Raw genomic sequence first — 18341 nt, 5'->3', positions numbered from 1 at the left:
GGCAGTTTTCTTTGTACTGCCTAAAATTAAAAAAATAAATGTCAATTTCTACGATAATAATCTAATATCACGTAAAGTCCAAGATACTTTTTCCCGATTTGCCGGTCCGATAACAGTAACTTTTAGTAAATCGGCTTCACATTTTTTGTTAAGACCCAAATTTTCAATCTTTTTTAATGCATCTTTGCTTATTCTTCCTGTAATTTTTTCACCTTCATCGGTTACAATTTCAAAATTTTTAATTCTTATATTCGCACCAGTTAATCTGCCTATTATTTTTATTTCTGTTTCTGTCGTATTAGAAAAATCGCTAAGAGTTTTAAAAATCCGCTCTGCTTTTTCTACATTTAATGATATACGCGATGGTGATCTGTATAGTGATGTCCATTCCAATTCTATCGATGTATTTAATTCTTTAATGGATTTTGTCCACTCAATATAGTTTTTTAAAGTTCTTGGTCCTAATTGCGAAATCAATTCGGCTAGTTGATCTGGCACATCAGATGATTCTAATAATTTAAACAATTCACCTATTATTTGCGATTGCATTGGTTCATCAAGTGTATGCTGTTCCGGATGCTTAACTTCCAAAACAGCTTTGAAAGATCCTGCTTTAGTTTCTCTTAAGATAAACTCATTTTGCTCAAGAATATCTTGAGGTATTTTTCCTTTTTCACTTGGCTGATTAAAGAGAGTATTTGCAATGCTATCCGATAAATTTTGTAAACCACTTAATACTGAAGTAAAAGCACGTACAGATATTTTTCCGCTTGGTAAATTAGGGGGATGCATTGTTAATACCATTTCTTCTCTGTTCGAAACCATTTCGATTTCTTTTTTTACTTTTTTAAGATCTTCAAGGCGCCGCTTAAAAGATGATATTTGTAATGATTGCACATAATCAGGAATATCTAATACAGAAAGTTGCTCTTTCGTATCTTTTATGATTGATTCCGTTTCCCGAATTTTTCTATCCATCCAATCTTGAGGCGACATCATGAGTAACACCTCCTAACTTCATTAATTCTTCACGACGTATTTCAACAATCCCCTTAGGCTTTCTATTTCTGTCAAAACCAAACTGCCCCATCCAATAAGTTTGCATTATAGCAACATTCCCAGATATCCTATCTTTAACCTCTGGAGGATAGTGTTCCAATGTTAGACAAAAATATGCATCACAACGGTACTGTCGGGATATCTGATGAATATAGTTGTCTAACACCTCTGATACTTCTTTAGATTCTATATCTTCCGGACGATAAAAAACGACCAAATCAATATCGTAATGAAAATGGTTTGTCATGAGGGCAATAAGAAGCCATTTCAAACGGAATTTTTTCATGAAGCTGACCGAGGATATGCAAAAAAGCGAGAAAATCATTCGGTTCTTGAAACAACGGATCACGGCGATTCTCGCGACACACAATATGGTAAAACTGATGAGGCACCCATGTTCGCCTTGCTCATCTCATTCACTCCGCCCTCTAAAGAACGTTTGTTCTATATATGATTATAATCCTATACACCTCTGCCGCTCAACCTCAACACTTCGACAAAATTCGAAGAAACGACTGCCCCGAGTTAGACACTTACTAGGAATCGCTTCTCAACCCTTATATATCAAGGGTTGAGAAGCGGTTTGGGCACACTTCACGCGTGTATCTATGAGTGATTATGGATATATAGGATTCTTAGATGGAGATCCAAGCCTACAGCTACAAAGGCTTAGTGATGTTTTAAAGCGGTTTCCGTGTGATGATTTATATGTTCTTACATTATAACTCGTGAACTACCCCCACTTAATTTTCTAGCGAAAATTTGAAGTGGGGGCTTCCAAAGAAGTTTGACTGCTTCAAGCAATCCTTATTCTTTGAGGCGTGTCCACTTCGCCGCTAGAGCATAAGACACTCAGGTCTACAGCTTTACTTTTCCGCTAGAGCATAAGACACTCAGGTCTACAGCTTTACTTTTCTTTAAGATGTTTAATGCACCATTTACATCAGCATTGATTAGTTTGCCGGACTTTGTTCGATACAAACCTCGCTTAATACGTTTGCCGCTGAACTTATATTCTTTTGGATTGTCGGCATTATATTCAGGAATCTCATCCCCGTCAAAAAAGCTGGCTTTAGACGTATATGACTCTTCCTGTTTGAAGAATTTAATGCGGCTAAGCTCCTTTAGGGACTCAAGGTCGAATGGATGATATCGCGCCAGCTTCTCCGTGTCATCCTTGTTGTCTAGAGAATCGAGACTATAGGCATCAAGCAGCCGTTTCGAGGCCAAAGATGTCCTGCATCATTCGCTTCGCATCGAACGCTTGGTGCTTCGTACATACAGCGTGCAATACCTTCAATAATTTTCCGCATAACACCACAATCGATTGCTTCTTCCGCAACGGATTATCAGGACGTGTCGTGTAATAGTCGTGCAGCTGCCGAAACGCTTCGTTGTGGCGGATCATCGGCATCATCACCCGGAACAGAAGGGCGCGCAACCGCCTTCTTCCACGCTTCGAGATCCGTTTTTGCCCTTTGTGTTGGCCGGAGGAATGTTCCCGCAGCGTCAGGCCCGCTAATTGGATAAGCTGCCGCGGATCCTGATAATGGGAGAAACTCCCGATCTCTGATAACAGTTCTACGATGGTCGCATCGCCTAAGCCCGGAACGATCTTCAACCATCGTACTCGACCGATGTCTGTACGAGTTCGATCAGCTGCTCTGTCAGTGCCTCGATTTCTTCTTCCAGTTGGCGGTACCGGCGGACAAGCGTGGCAATTTCGATACGGGCCATCTGTTGTCCTTCCGTTACGCCAATGGAGTGTTGGGCCAGTTCTATGAGCTTTTTCGCTTTCGGTTTTTGTGGCGATTGTAATCCCTCACTTTGCCGGTAAAGGGCCAGCACCTCTTCTAGCTCTTTTCCTGCCAGATCACTCGGAAATGGCGTATATTCCAGCACCGCGAGCGCCATTTTCCCAAATGACGGGAAGACTTGGGAAAACTCCGGAAAATATCGATCAAGCCAGCGAATCATTTGATTTCGAATCGCTCCCTGTTCTTCCACCAATTTGGAGCGAAATGTCGCTCCCACGCGCAGCTCCGCCTCCATCCCTTTCAGAATACGCGGATAGCTGAATCGGCCGTCTTTCACTAACCGGGCAATGACGAGCGCGTCTTTCGCATCATGCTTGGTTGGAAGGTTATCGTCCAGCTCTTTGGATCGCTTCACGTGCATCGGGTTTGTCATGACGAGAGGAATGCCCTTCTCGTCAAGAAAGTAAGCGAGATTGAGCCAATAATGTCCCGTTGGCTCGATGCCAACGATCACCTCGGTTTTTAAGAGCGTGCAAACGTTCCGAAAGAATGTGCAAAATCCGGAACAATCCGCAAAAATTTTGCACATTATTTCCGAATCCGCCTGAAATAATTTGAAAAAGGGATTCTGAAATAATGTGCTAATTTACATCTGGGTCAGAAAAAATATGATGCAGAGAAGTAATATCTTCATCTCTATACTGTCTTAATATCAACCTTTGTGTTTCAAGAACAACCATTTACCCATCCCCTTCCCCTTTGGTTTAATTATTTAATTTCTTTCTCCTTTAACCTTTTCTGTCCCCTTAACCAACCATGAAGCAGGTTTCAACACAGATTATGGAAGCTTCCATAGGATATGTTACCATGAAGATGATTTACGTGTTATAAAGCTTTGAAAAAAGCATTTAGGAAAATAAATAAAACAACGATAGCAATGACGATAAGCACTTCTCCTTTACTGTTTTTTTCCTCTTCTTCTTTTCTTTGCTGTTTTATCTCTCTGTATCTTTTTTGTACCTGTTTTTGTATCTGTTTCTTTTTATCATCCAATTTTATACGCACCCCTTAAATTGAAAATGGGTACCAATTAATTATTGCGAAAAAACAGTGTAACAAAACACTATTTGAAGATGCTAAACCTAAATTGTATTCCACCAGATAATCCGAATACCCTAAAAAAGTTGCTGGATACACTAACTGATTTCATAAACTAACCATTCAGACAAATGACCACCCGGATTGACCTCCTAAATTTGGACACATCCTATCTTATTTTAGGTTATTCTCAAAATTTCTCGTTTTTTCTTGGCAAGAAGACAAAATCCTCTTGCCTTATACGCGAACTTCTTTGATGATTAACGATTCCGTTTGCACTTTTTTGTAAAATTCATGCGGTGGAAGATCGAGAATACTCGAATGAATCCTTCGCTCGTTATAAAATTTCATGTACTCCATCACGGCTTGATAAGCTTCTTCATAGCTGTCAAACGCCATTCTTCCTAGACATTCCTCCTCCAGTACACGATGAAACGCTTCAATATGCGCATTCATATTCGGCGTCCGTAGTGGAATCCGTTCATGTTCGATTCCAAATCGCTCACAGGCAATCACAGGTTTATTTGCCTGTTCAAATTGCTGACGCTTGAATAACGCTCTTTGAAGCGTCTTTACGGCATCGCTTCCTGAACAACTCAACCCAATATGGTAATCAATTACCGAACGGTCATACACATCGATGAGCGACAAAACAAAGAAAAAGCGTTCTTCTCCTTCGATATATCCGTATTTCACGTCCATTTCCCATAACTGATTCGAGCCTGTAATAATGCGATTTCGAGCGAGTTTCTTCGGATATGGAATCCGTTTCTCTCGCTGCGGACGTAGTAAGTCCATCGCTTTACACAATCGATATACTTTTTTCTTACTGATCACAAGCTGATGGTCTCTTCTTAACTGAATGGTCAGCTTGCGATATCCGTAGGCAAATCCTTCTCCCATCACAAGTTCAGAGAGCCATTCTTGGATTGGTTCGTCTGACACTTTTTCGCCAGTTGCCGTTAGAGAGTAGCCGGGTGTTGGACGTCCCCCACCTACTGTTTTCTTCTTGACTTTTCCGTTCTGCTGATAATAGTAGGTTGAGCGATTGATTTCTAGAATCTCCAATACTTTTGTAATCGGATATCCTTTCTTGATCCACTGCTCGGCTACTTCCAATTTTTCAGTAAGTGAGGGTTCTTCTTTTTTATCAAATCACGCAAAATCGCGATTTCTAAATCTTTTTCCCCTAATAGCTTCTTGAGCTGCTCGTTTTCTTCCTCCAGCCGTTTGATTTCAGCTGAAGAGGGAGAGGAAACCATTTCTTGTCCTAGTTTTCCTTCTTCATATGCCTTCACCCATCTTTGCACAAGATTCGGGCTAAGCTCGTATCTTCTAGCTACCAATGCTTTATTTCCAACTTCTAATGCTTCTTTCACCACTTGTAGCTTAAATTCCTTCGAATGTTTTCTTCGTTTCATGTACATCAAAAGCCCCCTTCATTTGGTCACTTCGATTATAAAAAACACCTTATCGAGTGTCCAAATTCATTAGGGGGCTAATGAGAAACAATGTGCATAAAAGTTTCAACGCAGTGTCTCGGTTAATATTCCAATAATCTAACCCCTCATAATCTTGGTCAATAATGGCTTCTATACGTTTTACTTCATTCTCAATATTGTTCATAGGCTGCCCCCTTCCCCAAAATCTATCTAATCAGTTAGAAATAATTTCCTTAGTTATTGTATCATTATAGGAAATCACATGAGAATATGTAGTTAACAGTTGATAAAATCTCCAATAACAGCGGTTTAAATAACAGATAATCGTTTCGAAACCAATATCTTAGATAGAGTGGAGACACGATGCTGAAGATAGGGGAGTTTTTATGATCCGAGAGTTATATCAGAAAGGCTGGACTCAAACAGCGATTGCCAAAGAAACAGGTTTTGATCGGAAAACCATTCGTAAGTATCTAAAGGGGGACAAGCTTCCAGAGCGTAAAGTCAGTGAGAAAAAAAGAAAAAGCAAACTAGATCCTTATAAAAGCTATCTTCTTCAACGAATACAAGGAGGTACGACGAATTGTGTTGTTTTCCTCGATGAGATTCAAGCCCTAAATGTGTATGGAAAAGGAAAAAAGAGCGGCTTCTTCCGCTCCATCTTATTGTTTGACCCACTAATTTTGGACACATCCTATCTTATTTTAGGTTATTCTTAAAATTTCTCGTTGCACATCTAAAAGTCATTATCAATCTATACCTACAATTTGACTACGACGTTCAAGCAATATAACATCACGCCATACCCCATTTAACTTTCCTATACGTTGTCGGATACCCACTTTACGAAATCCAACGCTTTGATGTAAACGTAAACTTGGTATGTTTTCAGGGAAAATCCCCGCAGTTAATGTCCAAAATCCTTTTGCTTCTGATTCTTTGATAATGGCTTCTAGAAGTTGTTTTCCCACTCCTTTTCCTCGACTCACATCTCGAACATACACACTCACCTCTCCCACTCCTTCATACACGCAGCGATCCGATACTTTACTGATCTTACACCAGCCTTGAATGCCTTCTTCGTCTTCAGCGACTAAACATAAATTTGCGGCAATGGTCGATTCCCATTTTTCGAACGATGGTGCTGTCGTTTCAAACGTTGCTTGTCCTGTCGCAATTCCTTGCTCGTAAATCTCCTTCACTTGCAGCCAATCCTCTTTGCGAAAGCAGCGAATGTTCATATGAAAAATCCCTCCCTCTATAAATGTTGATATATCAACGGTTGTAGCCGTTTCAGGGGTGTCAAAAAAATATTTTTCGACAAAGTTTCTAACATTATTTCTTAAATATGTGTATATCTTACATTGATGGGGTACGCTTCGCGGCCACTACTGGTTAAATTTGGTTGTAGTGGGGGAAGCATATGGGATGCACCGTGGATCTCTGCATCGCTGATGATGACGAACCCTCCCATGTCTCTTGGCATCCTTGTGCCTACATTCCTTCGTTCGGTCTAGTCATCAGGCAGAGGCCGGCTAAGCTCCTTTAGGGACTCAAGGTCGAATGGATGATATCGCGCCAGCTTCTCCGTGTCATCCTTGTTGTCTAGAGAATCGAGACTATAGGCATCAAGCAGCCGTTTCGAGGCCAAAGATGTCCTTCTTCATCGCTTAGCTCCCGGTCGGTGCTCAAGACGCAGTGAAGATGTTCAGGTGTCATCGGCTGATCGGCTTTCCAAGCCAACAACACAACGGCATCATCGAGACCTTTCAGCGCTCCCTCGTAGCGATACACGCGATAACGCTCTTCTCCCACCGTGACGAGATGGGTGTCTTCCGGTTCGATGTAGCGTGCAAACTGCTTGGCTTGGATCGCAATGCCTTTTGGATAGAGAACCCGATTCGTCTTGAGCATCGCAATGACGTGGAATCCTTTTTTCAGGCAGGCTTCCACGAGTGTTTTCGATGGGTACCAAGAATCCATCAGCACATAAACAGAACCGTGCACATCCAAAGAAGAAAGCATCTCGATGGCCCATTGACCCTTGCTTTTCCCATCCGCCTTGTCGTAGAGGCGAAACGCAAAGGGAAAGGCTTGCGTCATCGTATGAACCATGAGCCAGACGAGAGAGTGTCCCCAAATCGACTTTTTGTCCGCGTGAGAATAATGCCAATTACACCCTTCAATAGCGTGTTTCGCCTGTGACGAAGGCTTCGTTTTTCGGCAGATCGTATCATCGATCGAAACAAAAATGGGGTGATTCTCTCGCTTGGCCGTTCGTTCCACATGACGAAGCATCCACTGCTGGAGTTTGCGAAGCAAGATTTCTTCATCCCAAGGGCTTTTCGTGAAAAAATGGCTCAGTGTCGTTCGATGGTTGGGATGAAAGCTCTCGTGATGCAGATCGGTCAAGGTTCCCGCAAATCCTTTCGTTGTCAGCGCATCGATAATATGAATGAGATGCTTCATGACCGGCTTAGAGAAATAAAGGGCCAGCCCCAACATTGCGAAAAACTTGTCGATTCCTTGGTGATGTGGTAGTCTATTCATGAGACATGAACCTCCTTGAGAATGGTTTGGTGACACATCTATTCTAATCAAGGAATCGGGTTCATGTCTCCTTTTTTGTACTGTAGTTGAGCAATTTTAATTACAATAATTACCATGTAAAAGAGACAAACAGGGTACCCCTTATGCCACGTGGAGCTGTTTTTTCACGGTATCAATGGGAATATTTTGTTTCGCTGCACGGTAAATGAACTCCACGAGGCTATGTCCTTTTCTCTTGCGCAGAAGATCGAGCCCATCAGAAAAATCGCTGTTCGACTCGAACATGCTGTACACGTAAGCAAGCTGCACCAAGATCCAGTAGCGTTTCACCGCCCGACGTCCGCGAACGCGGTATCCATCGAGTTTCAGCTGGTCTTTCGCTTGACGGAAAAAACATTCGATCGACCAACGCTGGGCATAGTAGCGCAAGATCTCTTCATCGCTTAGATCACGGTCGGTGCTCAAGACGCAGTGAAGATGTTCCGATGTCATCGGCTGATCGGCTTTCCAAGCGAGCAGCACCACGGCATCATCGAGACCTTTGAGAGAGCCTTCGTAGCGATAAACCCGATAACGCTCTTCTCCCACCGTGACGAGGTGAGTGTCTTTCGGTTCGATGTAGCGGGCAAACTCCCTCACCTGAACCGCAATGCCTTTTGGATAAAGAAGCCGATTGGCCTTGAGCATTGCGATTACGTGGAATCCCTTTTTCAGACAAGCTTCCACGAGCGTTTGCGATGGATACCAAGAGTCCATCAGCACATAAACAGGACGGTGTACATCCAAAGAAGAAAGCATCTCGATCGCGAGTTCCCCCTTGCTTTTCCCAGCCGCCTTGTCGTAGAGGCGGAACGCAAAGGGAAAAGCCTGGGTCATCGTATGAACCATGAGCCAAACGAGAGAATGTCCCCAGATCGACTTTTTCTCTGTGTGAGAATAGTGCCAATCACACCCTTGAATGGCGTGCGTTGCCTGTGACGAAGGCTTGGTTTTTTGGCAAATCGTATCATCGATCGAAACAAAAAGGGGTTGATTCTCCTGTTTGGCGATGCGTTCGACACGACGAAGCATCCACTGTTGAAGTTTGCGAAGCAGCGTCTCTTCATCCCAAGGGCTTTTCGTGAAAAAATGGCTGAGTGTCGTGCGGTGGTTCGGATGAAAGCTCCAATGATGAAGATCGGTCAATGTTCCCGCAAATCCTTTGGTGGTCAGCGCATCCACGATATGAACGAGATGCTTCATGACAGGTTTTGAAAAATAAAGTGCCAACCCCAACATCGTGAAAAACTTGTGGATTCCTTGATGATGTGCTAATCTATTCATGAGACATGAACCTCCTTGTGAATAGTTTTGGTGACACATCTATTCTAATCAAGGAATCGGGTTCATGTCTCTTTTTTTGTTTGGTTGTAAATTTATGTTAGCGAATTTGCTCATCTACAGACCATTTCTTCGTCAATGGCGTCCTTTTTCAGCTGATACCCGTATAACAGGCACGTCGTGGCCAACGTGTTGATCACCCGAGGCCATCCCCGCGACTGCAGGGCAATCGCCTCTAACGCCGATGGGGGGAAGATCGGATGCTTCGCCCCGGCCTGTTTCATCCGATGTTCGATGTAGCCCGCCATCTCTTCCTTCTCCAGCGGCCCCATCCGGTATCGCATGATGATCCGCTGGTCGAGAGGGCGGTGCTGATTGAGCCGCAGCTTCCCCTGTAAATGGGGCAGCCCGGCCAAAATCAAGACAAATGGGTTGCTCTTCCTTCTCCAGCGGCCCCATCCGGTATCGCATGATGATCCGCTGGTCGAGAGGGCGGTGCTGATTGAGCCGCAGCTTCCCCTGTAAATGGGGCAGCCCGGCCAAAATCAAGACAAATGGGTTGGTCGAATCCATCTCAAAGTTCCTCTGCGGCCATGCGCACCATTTCTTCGTCAATGGCGTCCTTTTTCAGCTGATACCCGTATAACAGGCACGTCGTGGCCAACGTGTTGATCACCCGAGGCCATCCCCGCGACTGCAGGGCAATCGACTCTAACGCCGATGGGGTGAAGATCGGATGCTTCGCCCCGGCCTGTTTCATCCGATGTTCGATGTAGCCCGCCACCTCTTCCTTCTCCAGCGGCCCCATCCGGTATCGCATGATGATCCGCTGGTCGAGAGGGCGGTGCTGATTGAGCCGCAGCTTCCCCTGTAAATGGGGCAGCCCGGCCAAAATCAAGACAAATGGGTTGCGTGATCCGCCGTTCATGATACAATCGCTCGATCGCCTGCTGGATTTGGCGGAAGAGGTCTACCTTGCGGTACTTCGGTTCCTCTCCTAATCCCAAGGCCAGACCACGGTAAAAATCCATCACGCCTTCGGGTGGATATCGGCTTTGACCTTGCGGTGCTCCCGCTTCAGAAAAATCGCATCCAGCCAATCGCCATCTTCGATGAACGACACGAGATGCACTTGCGATTGAAACACCTCATGCGGCGTTTTTCCGTCCAGCGAGCGTGATCCGCCGTTCATGATACAATCGCTCGATCGCCTGCTGGATTTGGCGGAAGAGGTCTACCTTGCGGTACTTCGGTTCCTCTCCTAATCCCAAGGCCAGACCACGGTAAAAATCCATCACGCCTCCGGTGGATAACGGAAAGTAGACGACATGATACAATGATGGATTCAATGACTCTTTCAGCGCCCGAAGGGCGAACGTCTTGCCCGCCCCCGGCTCTCCGATTAACAGCCCGATCCCCCGGGTTCGTTTCACGTACTCCAGCGCCCGCAACGCTTCCTGAAACGGCGCCCCTTGATACGCCTCGGACGGGTCTGTTTCTTTCGCAAACGGCTCCCGCGTGCATCTCGTCCAAAATGAACACCGGCGTGATCCGCCGTTCATGATACAATCGCTCGATCGCCTGCTGGATTTGGCGGAAGAGGTCTACCTTGCGGTACTTCGGTTCCTCTCCTAATCCCAAGGCCAGACCACGGTAAAAATCCATCACGCCTATCGGCTTTGACCTTGCGGTGCTCCCGCTTCAGAAAAATCGCATCCAGCCAATCGCCATCTTCGATGAACGACACGAGATGCACTTGCGATTGAAACACCTCATGCGGCGTTTTTCCGTCCAGCGAGGCGTGCGGTTTTCGATGATACTCCTCTTCAAGCCACCTCCAAAAACGCTCGTTCAGCTCTTCGAGCGACTTCGGGGGATCCAACTCCAGCAGCGGATAAAACCGCGTCTGTACGGTGCGGAAGAACCGTTCGATTTTCCCTTTGCTTTGCGGGTCATACGGCTGGGTGTGGATGAGCGTAATTCCCATCTCGGCGCACGCATACTGCAGCACCTCGGATCGATAAATTTTCCCGTTGTCCGAGTAAATGCGCTTCGGCTTCCCGCAACGAAGCACCGCTTCCTTCGTGACGATCCGCAGCCCGTCAAACTTCTCCGAAGGGAAAAACTGCGCGTACGGCACAAACCGCGAGCAGTCATCGATATAGGCGATCAAAAACGTTTTCTGGGCTTTCCCATTGACTCGAATCGTTGGTCCATGGGATAAGTCCCTCAAACTTCTCCGAAGGGAAAAACTGCGCGTACGGCACAAACCGCGAGCAGTCATCGATATAGGCGATCAAAAACGTTTTCTGGGCTTTCCCATTGACTCGAATCGTTGGTCCATGGGATAAGTCCCCTTGCCAAAGCTCATTGATCTGGTCATACGCAAAGCGCTTTCGCTCCGGCATGGGCAAGATTTCTTTCCCGACAAGGTTGTATTTTTTCAACAATCGGTATATAGTAAAGTAAGAGATATGGTTTTCTGGGATTTCCCCCTGCTCGATCAGGTGTTCGTAGAACACCGTCACGGGCATGGTGGGATGTTCTTTTCTTAGGGCTAAAATATGATCCTCATCATCGGGCGACAGACGCCTTGAGTGGCCGCGGTCCGTAACGGGCGCTTGGCCCGGCAATGCGGACACTGTGTCAGAAGAGGGAAGTCGTTTTCTTTTCCACGCTCTGCATACGTTTGGACGTCAATGCCAAAGTCATGAAATTGAATCACGTCCTCCTCCCCCTCCTCTGAACCGATGGATTTTCTCTTCCGAAATAATTCACAAAAAATTTAGCACATTCTTTCAGAAAAGGGGAGAGGGCTTTCTGAAGAATTGTGCAAAAAAATGCCTCTTTTATTCCAAAATAAAGTGATAATTTACACCTATCAATTCAAATCCATTTCAGAGAAACCCTACCCCATTACATTACACAAAATTCTTGACGGTACCCGAAATAGGTGATTATATATGACTTTTGGAAAAAGGTTGCGTTTTCTTAGAAAAAAAGAAATATGACCCAAAAAGATCTAGCTGATAGATTTAATCTTGGTGAAAGTACAATTGGTATGTACGAAAGAGACGAACGTGAACCGTCCTTTGAATTCGTTAGACAACTCGCTGACTTCTTCAACGTCACAACCGATTATCTCCTTGGTCGCACGGATAATCCGAATCCGCTAGAGAAAGATGACATTCCAGAGGAGTTAAATACACTTGCTAAAATCAATGAACTCATCAAAAAATACGGTATCGAACAAATGGGCTTCTTCGATATCGAGAAGTGGAGAAGCCTATCGGAAGAAGAGATCGAGGAGATAATTAAGCACTTTGAGTGGGTTGTTCATAAGACAAAAGAAAAGAATAAAGCAGCAAGAGAAGACAACGAAGACTAATTTAGTTTTCGGTGTCTTTACTTTTGGCTGTTTTCGTATATGTTGCAATGAACCTGATTAGAATTAGCGTCCATTAGATTGATGTGCACCTCTGAGCAACATTCCCTGCGAAAACAACCTATCAAATAAAGCTAACGAATTGTACAAGTAAAACACCGTTACAAATCTGGCAAGCAACTCATGGTTAAAGGAATCCGAGAGCTTGACAGCGCTAAAAAGAATCATCGCTATGTTTCAAGCTGTTTATTGCATCCAATACATTTACAAACGATACACTCCTTGAAGCTGACACTTGTCGAATGAAAACAGTCGAATGAAAACATCTGAATATGTTGAAAACAAAATTATCCCGTGGAAAAACGAAGTAGCAAAACGGTAAACAACACATTCTATGTATTTATAAAAACCTCGATGTTTTAGTAAAACCAAACTCTATGAATATCTCACAGAGTTTGGTTTTAGGTAATACTGAAAACTAAACTTATCACCTAATACAGAAATAGAAAACGGATTCTACCTCCTCAACATTTTGAAAGTAACTTGGCGAATATCTTAATTAAGTACAGATTCCCACTATAAATTTTTTGACCTTAAGCTTACTGTTTTTTAATCAAGTTACTTCTAGTAAGTAAATCTAACACCTGACCACCAGGGGCTAAACTTATTGCTGTATATTTATGAGCAAGAGCAATTGGTACAACAGCATTTTTATATAAATCTGATTCAAAATGGCTTATTAAAGTAACCGCTCGACTTAATTCCTCATAGTTTTTTATTTCTACTTTTTCCTTTTTAAAATCAACTCCAGATAAACTTTTGCTCTCAAAAGGATATGGAAGTGAGAAAACAAAGGTTCTACCTGTTGCAGTTTTATAAATAAAATCCTGACCGTAGTAAGTTTCATAACCAAATCCATTATTTGCGGAATCCCTACTTGCCAAAATATACTTATACCTATAATCATCATCTATTGAGAATATCTTGTTTTCTGGCAGATATTTAGAAATCAAATGTGCGTGGTCTACTACTTGCCCAGATTTTTGTAGTCCTATAATTAATAATTTACTATTGTGCTTTTCCTTTAATTTTTGATTAACAGTATAGATAAATTTCATAATTGGGGAGTGTATCCAAGCACTTGGACCGAATATAGCTAATGGTCCATCAATAAAAAATGCGAGATTAACCAATGATTCTAAAGACTTATCCGCTAAATAGCGAATATAACTCATTGGTATTAAATGTTCTACAAGGAGCATAAAACGATTAAGCGGTACTTTATTTGATTGAAAATCTGATACTTCCTCCCAAATCCTTAAGCAATCTGAAGGATATAATTCCTTTCCACATTCCTCGCAATATTGTTGTTCAGGTACATCACGTAGTTCTATTGGTCCTTTACTCGTGCAATATGGATTGGGACATTTATCTAATTTCAATACGCTTGGATCTCCTGTCCCCATTTGTCCGCTTCTCATAGACGCAAGATGAAATAACATTGTTCTTAAGCTTGTATTCGGGTCACTCTCTACAAGTCTTGTATTATATAAATGCTTATCCATTATCTCCCTAAAGCTGTCCTTAACCGACTCTTTGCCGTTATAACGAATATTAGCACTGGGGAAAGGAAAGGTAACAGGGGAATTATTATTTTGTAAAGCTGCTACCTTAAAAGGATCTACAAACCTTCCATTGTGAACTCTTAAAGAACGATATTGTAACATATCTATTAAAACAGTACCTATTTTTACATAACCTACTTTAGTACTAGGAAATTGATCATCTATACTAGATTCATAATTGCTACCATCCATTGCAATAATTTTTTCTGGTAGCATATTTTCCCCACTATTAGGGACATCAATGAAATGAGATTTGATTTCCTCTACTTCCTTCTCAGATGGAACTTTTAAGAAATCACACTTTTTTAGAAAATTATTAACCTCAGGGTTTTTAGTTATATCAAAATGGGATGTCTTACTAGCAAATTCATTATTATAAGGCATTCTCCATCACCTATGATAATTTATTTAATTTTCCCTTTTCTAACTCAGGATCGAACTTATCAATTTGCACCGGAACAACATATGGACTTGACAGTGTTTTCATTCGAACAAAACCAACATCTTGTGCTCTTATTAACGAACGGCTAAAATCTTCAAAATCATAAAATTTACTAAGTTCCTTTACTTCCTTTTGGTTATTTAAATGTGAAACAAACCAATTCTCTGTATTAGCCAGTATATTTGGATGGACGGATGATACTTCCTGAGTTGCGTAAACTAAAGCTATCTTATACTTAGCCCCTTCTTTCGCAATCCTTGGCCAAGTTTCTGTTAAGTCCATATCTTTTCCAATTAAGTTATGTGCTTCTTCAATATAAGCAACAATGTTAGGTGGGGTCCCGCCGTTGATAAAGATGTTCATTGATTGCTCAAAGATATACTGAGCAATTTGCTTGCTGATGGCTTCCCTTAAAGTAGGATTCCCCACACTTAAATCAAGGATAACTATTTTCCCCTGTTTTAGGTATTCGTATATCTCTTCACTAACTTCACTATTTCTGTGAGGTGAATGGTATTTTTTGGCGGTAACCAAAACCTTATAACCGTTAATATAACTATCATTATCATTTTTGTTAACTAACATATTTAACATTGCAACAGCTTCATCATCAAGCCAAGGCTTTTTACTAGAACTTAAGAGTTTACTTCTTTTATTAGCTTTCCTTGCATAAGTAAACCAAAGTTCTGCCTCCGTCAGGCTAATTCCACTTCTAGGGTCCTGTAATTCTACATCATCTTCTTCAGCTACCTGATTTACCGCATTTATAACTTCTTGGTTCACTGGAATTTTTACCTTGAAATTTTCTCCACCTTCAAAGCCTGCCTTATTTAACATAGTTCGATAAATTGCTACCTTAACTTTCCAACGATTATGTGAGCTTTTTTCGGCTTTATCCGGCTCATCAAAAGAGGTATTTAAAAAAGTTTGAATATCACCAGAAGGATTAGAAATATTTTCTCTTATAGTTTGTTGAATTATGGAAAATCCTTCTGATAATTGAGTATAGAAGTTGTTACGTAACTCCTTAAATCCAGGAGTTTGAATCATTCTATATCTAATAACATCGTCTTTGTAAACATCAGCTATAGAGCCTTTATCTTGCTGGTTAGCATTAGCATATTCACCATTTGTATCATATATAATCTGACCAATATTAATACCACTTCCATCTGAAACTCTCTTTACAACTGAAACGGTTTGTTTTATCATGTTGGATTTTCCAGTTCTGGTCATTCCTAAAACAGCAGTTCTTCTTGCAAGAAAATCTGACGGTTGAATATATACCGGAACTTTCTCTTCTTCATCTTTTCTATGTAATCTATCCGTGGATGTATATCTAACGGTGCCAATCTTAAATGGTTTAATCTCACGCTCTATCCCTAAATCCTTGGCTTCTTCTGCTACCTTCTTTTTCCGTAAAGGATCAACATAATTAACAATGATTTCTAAAGCTTCTCTGCGAGGTCGATATACATTTAGCCTAGCAGCTGTAGCAAATGATTCTAAATCACTACCTAGATATAATTCCCCATCCCTTTTATAAAAAGTACCAAGTACCTTACACTGTAGTCCACCAAACTGTAATTGACTCAATGTTATATCATCCATATCGCTAGAATTTATATTATGAAAGGCTGATTGTTGTTGTTGAAAATAATCAATCTTAGTTCTGATTAAATCATCATCTTGCGGTAACTTAGAGGAGCCAACAACTCTTAATAAAATAACCTCTTGTTCCTCTATTGAAACTGTAGAGAATTTTTCAGGGTCAAAAGTTGCTGCTACTAAAAAGCAGTTGTGCGGAACAGCTAGGGCATTCGCTTTCCATAAATCATTGGTCATAATATAAGCATAGTCATAGTCTATTGAGTATACCCACCCAATAAAATTTTCTTTTTGTACAAGTTTAACCAATAAATCTTTAGTTAATAAGTTATTGACTAAACTCATAAAATTTCCCCCCGCAATAAATTTCTGGCAAAAAAATATCAGCATGTTAAAATTATACCATAAATATTTATAAATATTTGCGAATTTTAGCAATATATTACCCCGAAAAATTCCTGAATAGCTAGTGTTTTTAGGTAGGTGATGAACACAGTGAATTTGGAATGAATCCTTTCTCCGCTAAGATACCCAGGTTCAAAAAGCAAAGTCCTGAAAAGGTTTCTCCCATACTTTGTCCCGCATAAGGAATACCGTGAGCCTTTTTTCGAAGGCGGTTCCATTTTTTTTTGGAAAACCTAAAGTACCGATTAATTGGTTAAATGATAAGGATCCAATGATTTCAAATTTTTTTCGGGTTATCCGTGATGAACCAGAACAGCTGAAAGAAATGGTTAGGAAACACAAACCATCGATAGAACTTTGGAAAACAATAAAATTTTCGGAGCCATCATCCTCAGTCGAAGCTGCGTTTATGTTTTTATTTTTAAATAGAACTAATTATTCAGGGATACTGTCTGCTAACCCAATAGGTGGCTTAAATCAAGATTCTGAATATAAGATCGACTGTAGATGGAATTCAGAAGAGATATGTAGAAGAATAGATTTATGCTCTTTAAAATTGCAGGAAACTACTATAACAAGTGTAGACTATAAAGAACTAATAACTGCCAGAGGTGAAGACGTACTAATAATTCTAGATCCTCCGTACTACAAAAAAGGAAAGCAATTATATAATGTTTTTATGACACCAGAGGAACATGAAGAGCTTGCTAACTTACTTCGACACTGTAACCATAAGTTTTTACTAACCATAGACGATTGCAAAGAGGTTCGAGATTTATATTCATGGGCTCCATTTATTAATCAAGAAGAATGGTACTATTCATTAACTTCAAAAACAAATAACATAGGAAAGGAACTTTTTATTTCTAATTTTGATATAAGAGCTGAAATAGGTTTATTTAAAGGGGCTAGATAATCAACTTTTATAAAAAACTAGCTGACATAATAATATCCAAACTATCTCTTAATTGAACAAATTAGAAATAAGGGCAGACAGTACGAGAAGATTTTACAAATTCTTACTCGCACTGTCTGCCTATTACCGTCAAGAATTTTGTGTTAATTATTAATAAAATAAATTAACATAAAATTGAAGAATCAATAAATAAAAACTGTAGATGAGCAAATTCACTGACATAAATTGACAACTAAACAAAAAAGGAGACATGAACCCGATTCCTTGGTTAGAATAGATGTACCACCAACTATCCACAAGGAGGTTCATGTCTCATGAATAGTGGGATTTCCCCCTGCTCGATCAGGTGTTCGTAGAACACCGTCACGGGCATGGTGGGATGTTCTTTTCTTAGGGCTAAAATATGATCCTCATCATCGGGCGACAGACGCCTTGAGTGGCCGCGGTCCGAACGGCGCTTCGGCTTTAAGGCGTCAAAGCCCCCTTTTTTGTATCGGGTGCACCAATCGAGGATCGTCTTGGCTGCGATTCGTTTGTCGCCCTGGTGGGGAACATGGTGCACTCGCTCGCTCACCTCTTTCAGATACGCCTTCGGTTCCACCTGCCCATTCACCAACGGAGCGATTAGCCCGTACCGAAACAGGGCAATGTCGTGTCTCATCGACTCATCCATTCGAATCTCCTCCTTGTCTCACTTGGAATCAGGACCGTTCCGGTCCGTCTGCCCTTATCGT

11 protein-coding genes and 12 pseudogenes are annotated in these 18341 nt (G+C 41.7%); 3 read left to right on the top strand and 20 right to left on the bottom strand.

The features are described 5' to 3' along the window. Nucleotides 1-48 precede the first annotated feature (48 nt). The 8 genes and pseudogenes from B9L23_RS11260 to B9L23_RS11230 form a co-directional block, all read right to left on the bottom strand. Nucleotides 49-999 (bottom strand): hypothetical protein, encoded by a 951-nt coding sequence (locus B9L23_RS11260; RefSeq protein ID WP_089097675.1) that lies wholly within the window; start codon nucleotides 997-999, stop codon nucleotides 49-51. After that, nucleotides 971-1306: a DUF6932 family protein gene (locus B9L23_RS21760; RefSeq protein WP_425439793.1), complete on the bottom strand. Its 336-nt coding sequence runs from the start codon at nucleotides 1304-1306 to the stop codon at nucleotides 971-973. Before B9L23_RS21760 ends, B9L23_RS11260 begins: the two co-directional genes overlap by 29 nt. Further along, a pseudogene (locus tag B9L23_RS20095) lies at nucleotides 1280-1451 on the bottom strand (transposase); the annotation flags it as partial. The gene B9L23_RS21760 and the pseudogene B9L23_RS20095, both read right to left, overlap by 27 nt. A gap of 466 nt (nucleotides 1452-1917) precedes the next feature. Further along, a pseudogene (locus B9L23_RS11255) lies at nucleotides 1918-2196 on the bottom strand (RNA-guided endonuclease TnpB family protein); the annotation flags it as partial. Between the two features lie 70 nt (nucleotides 2197-2266). After that, nucleotides 2267-3339, bottom strand: a pseudogene (locus tag B9L23_RS11250) (IS110 family RNA-guided transposase); the annotation flags it as partial. A gap of 127 nt (nucleotides 3340-3466) precedes the next feature. Beyond that, nucleotides 3467-3556: pseudogene (locus B9L23_RS21535) on the bottom strand (GNAT family N-acetyltransferase); the annotation flags it as partial. Nucleotides 3557-3701: 145 nt separating this feature from the next. Beyond that, a complete protein-coding gene (locus B9L23_RS11235; RefSeq protein WP_089097674.1) occupies nucleotides 3702-3869 on the bottom strand; it encodes a hypothetical protein in 168 nt (55 codons plus the stop codon). Between the two features lie 282 nt (nucleotides 3870-4151). Next, nucleotides 4152-5335 (bottom strand): IS3 family transposase gene (locus B9L23_RS11230; RefSeq protein WP_089098312.1). Its coding sequence is split into 2 segments (ribosomal slippage): nucleotides 4152-5047 and nucleotides 5047-5335, totalling 1185 coding nucleotides; the frame shifts between segments, so codons are not numbered across the junction. 407 nt (nucleotides 5336-5742) lie between these two features. Between B9L23_RS11230 and B9L23_RS11225 the strand changes: the two genes are divergently transcribed. Beyond that, on the top strand, nucleotides 5743-6075 hold the full coding sequence (locus tag B9L23_RS11225; RefSeq protein WP_375217362.1) for a helix-turn-helix domain-containing protein: 333 nt from the start codon (nucleotides 5743-5745) through the stop codon (nucleotides 6073-6075). Between the two features lie 30 nt (nucleotides 6076-6105). Here B9L23_RS11225 and B9L23_RS11220 read toward each other — a convergent pair whose 3' ends face one another. The 9 genes and pseudogenes from B9L23_RS11220 to B9L23_RS21070 all read right to left on the bottom strand — a co-directional run. Next, nucleotides 6106-6597, bottom strand: a complete 492-nt coding sequence (locus B9L23_RS11220; protein WP_089097673.1) for a GNAT family N-acetyltransferase — start codon at nucleotides 6595-6597, stop codon at nucleotides 6106-6108. A gap of 418 nt (nucleotides 6598-7015) precedes the next feature. Then, nucleotides 7016-7906, bottom strand: a pseudogene (locus tag B9L23_RS11215) (IS701 family transposase); the annotation flags it as partial. 141 nt (nucleotides 7907-8047) lie between these two features. Beyond that, nucleotides 8048-9229: an IS701 family transposase gene (locus tag B9L23_RS11210; protein WP_040037972.1), complete on the bottom strand. Its 1182-nt coding sequence runs from the start codon at nucleotides 9227-9229 to the stop codon at nucleotides 8048-8050. A 110-nt stretch (nucleotides 9230-9339) separates the two neighbouring features. Further along, a pseudogene (locus tag B9L23_RS20090) lies at nucleotides 9340-9663 on the bottom strand (ExeA family protein); the annotation flags it as partial. 137 nt (nucleotides 9664-9800) lie between these two features. Beyond that, nucleotides 9801-10142: pseudogene (locus B9L23_RS21075) on the bottom strand (ExeA family protein); the annotation flags it as partial. 132 nt (nucleotides 10143-10274) lie between these two features. Beyond that, nucleotides 10275-10400: pseudogene (locus B9L23_RS20080) on the bottom strand (IS481 family transposase); the annotation flags it as partial. Between the two features lies 1 nt (nucleotide 10401). Then, nucleotides 10402-10788: pseudogene (locus B9L23_RS11195) on the bottom strand (AAA family ATPase); the annotation flags it as partial. Between the two features lie 110 nt (nucleotides 10789-10898). After that, nucleotides 10899-11838: pseudogene (locus B9L23_RS21755) on the bottom strand (integrase core domain-containing protein); the annotation flags it as partial. Then, nucleotides 11838-11951 (bottom strand): annotated as a pseudogene (locus tag B9L23_RS21070) (DUF6431 domain-containing protein); the annotation flags it as partial. The pseudogenes B9L23_RS21755 and B9L23_RS21070, both read right to left, overlap by 1 nt. A gap of 282 nt (nucleotides 11952-12233) precedes the next feature. On the opposite strand from B9L23_RS21070, the gene B9L23_RS11175 reads away from it, so the two are divergent. Further along, the gene (locus B9L23_RS11175; RefSeq protein WP_169712564.1) at nucleotides 12234-12614 is read left to right on the top strand and encodes a helix-turn-helix domain-containing protein; all 381 of its coding nucleotides are present in this window, start codon (nucleotides 12234-12236) and stop codon (nucleotides 12612-12614) included. 596 nt (nucleotides 12615-13210) lie between these two features. On the opposite strand, the gene B9L23_RS11165 is transcribed toward B9L23_RS11175, so the two are convergent. Beyond that, on the bottom strand, nucleotides 13211-14620 hold the full coding sequence (locus tag B9L23_RS11165; protein WP_089097672.1) for a DNA double-strand break repair nuclease NurA: 1410 nt from the start codon (nucleotides 14618-14620) through the stop codon (nucleotides 13211-13213). A gap of 10 nt (nucleotides 14621-14630) precedes the next feature. Next, the gene (locus tag B9L23_RS11160) at nucleotides 14631-16631 is read right to left on the bottom strand and encodes an ATP-binding protein (RefSeq protein ID WP_089097671.1); all 2001 of its coding nucleotides are present in this window, start codon (nucleotides 16629-16631) and stop codon (nucleotides 14631-14633) included. A gap of 250 nt (nucleotides 16632-16881) precedes the next feature. Here B9L23_RS11160 and B9L23_RS11155 point away from each other — a divergent pair, with 250 nt between their 5' ends. Then, complete coding sequence (locus tag B9L23_RS11155; RefSeq protein ID WP_089097670.1) at nucleotides 16882-17607, top strand: DNA adenine methylase; 726 nt, start codon at nucleotides 16882-16884, stop codon at nucleotides 17605-17607. Between the two features lie 322 nt (nucleotides 17608-17929). On the opposite strand, the pseudogene B9L23_RS11150 reads toward B9L23_RS11155, so the two are convergent. After that, nucleotides 17930-18280: pseudogene (locus tag B9L23_RS11150) on the bottom strand (helix-turn-helix domain-containing protein); the annotation flags it as partial. Nucleotides 18281-18341 lie beyond the last annotated feature (61 nt).

The organism is Parageobacillus galactosidasius, from assembly GCF_002217735.1.
Taxonomy (GTDB): Bacteria; Bacillota; Bacilli; order Bacillales; family Anoxybacillaceae; genus Parageobacillus_B; species Parageobacillus_B toebii.
Note: the sequence above shows the minus strand (reverse complement) of the source record. Positions and strands in the feature narration are given on the sequence as shown.

Excerpts from the sequence above, each read along its gene's own strand:
- B9L23_RS11260 (WP_089097675.1), bottom strand. The coding sequence starts at position 999 with ATGATGTCGCCTCAAGATTGGATGGATAGAAAAATTCGGGAAACGGAA.
- B9L23_RS21760 (WP_425439793.1), bottom strand. The coding sequence starts at position 1,306 with ATGACAAACCATTTTCATTACGATATTGATTTGGTCGTTTTTTATCGT.
- B9L23_RS11225 (WP_375217362.1), top strand. The coding sequence starts at position 5,743 with ATGATCCGAGAGTTATATCAGAAAGGCTGGACTCAAACAGCGATTGCC.
- B9L23_RS11220 (WP_089097673.1), bottom strand. The coding sequence starts at position 6,597 with ATGAACATTCGCTGCTTTCGCAAAGAGGATTGGCTGCAAGTGAAGGAG.
- B9L23_RS11210 (WP_040037972.1), bottom strand. The coding sequence starts at position 9,229 with ATGAATAGATTAGCACATCATCAAGGAATCCACAAGTTTTTCACGATG.
- B9L23_RS11175 (WP_169712564.1), top strand. The coding sequence starts at position 12,234 with ATGACCCAAAAAGATCTAGCTGATAGATTTAATCTTGGTGAAAGTACA.
- B9L23_RS11165 (WP_089097672.1), bottom strand. The coding sequence starts at position 14,620 with ATGCCTTATAATAATGAATTTGCTAGTAAGACATCCCATTTTGATATA.
- B9L23_RS11160 (WP_089097671.1), bottom strand. The coding sequence starts at position 16,631 with ATGAGTTTAGTCAATAACTTATTAACTAAAGATTTATTGGTTAAACTT.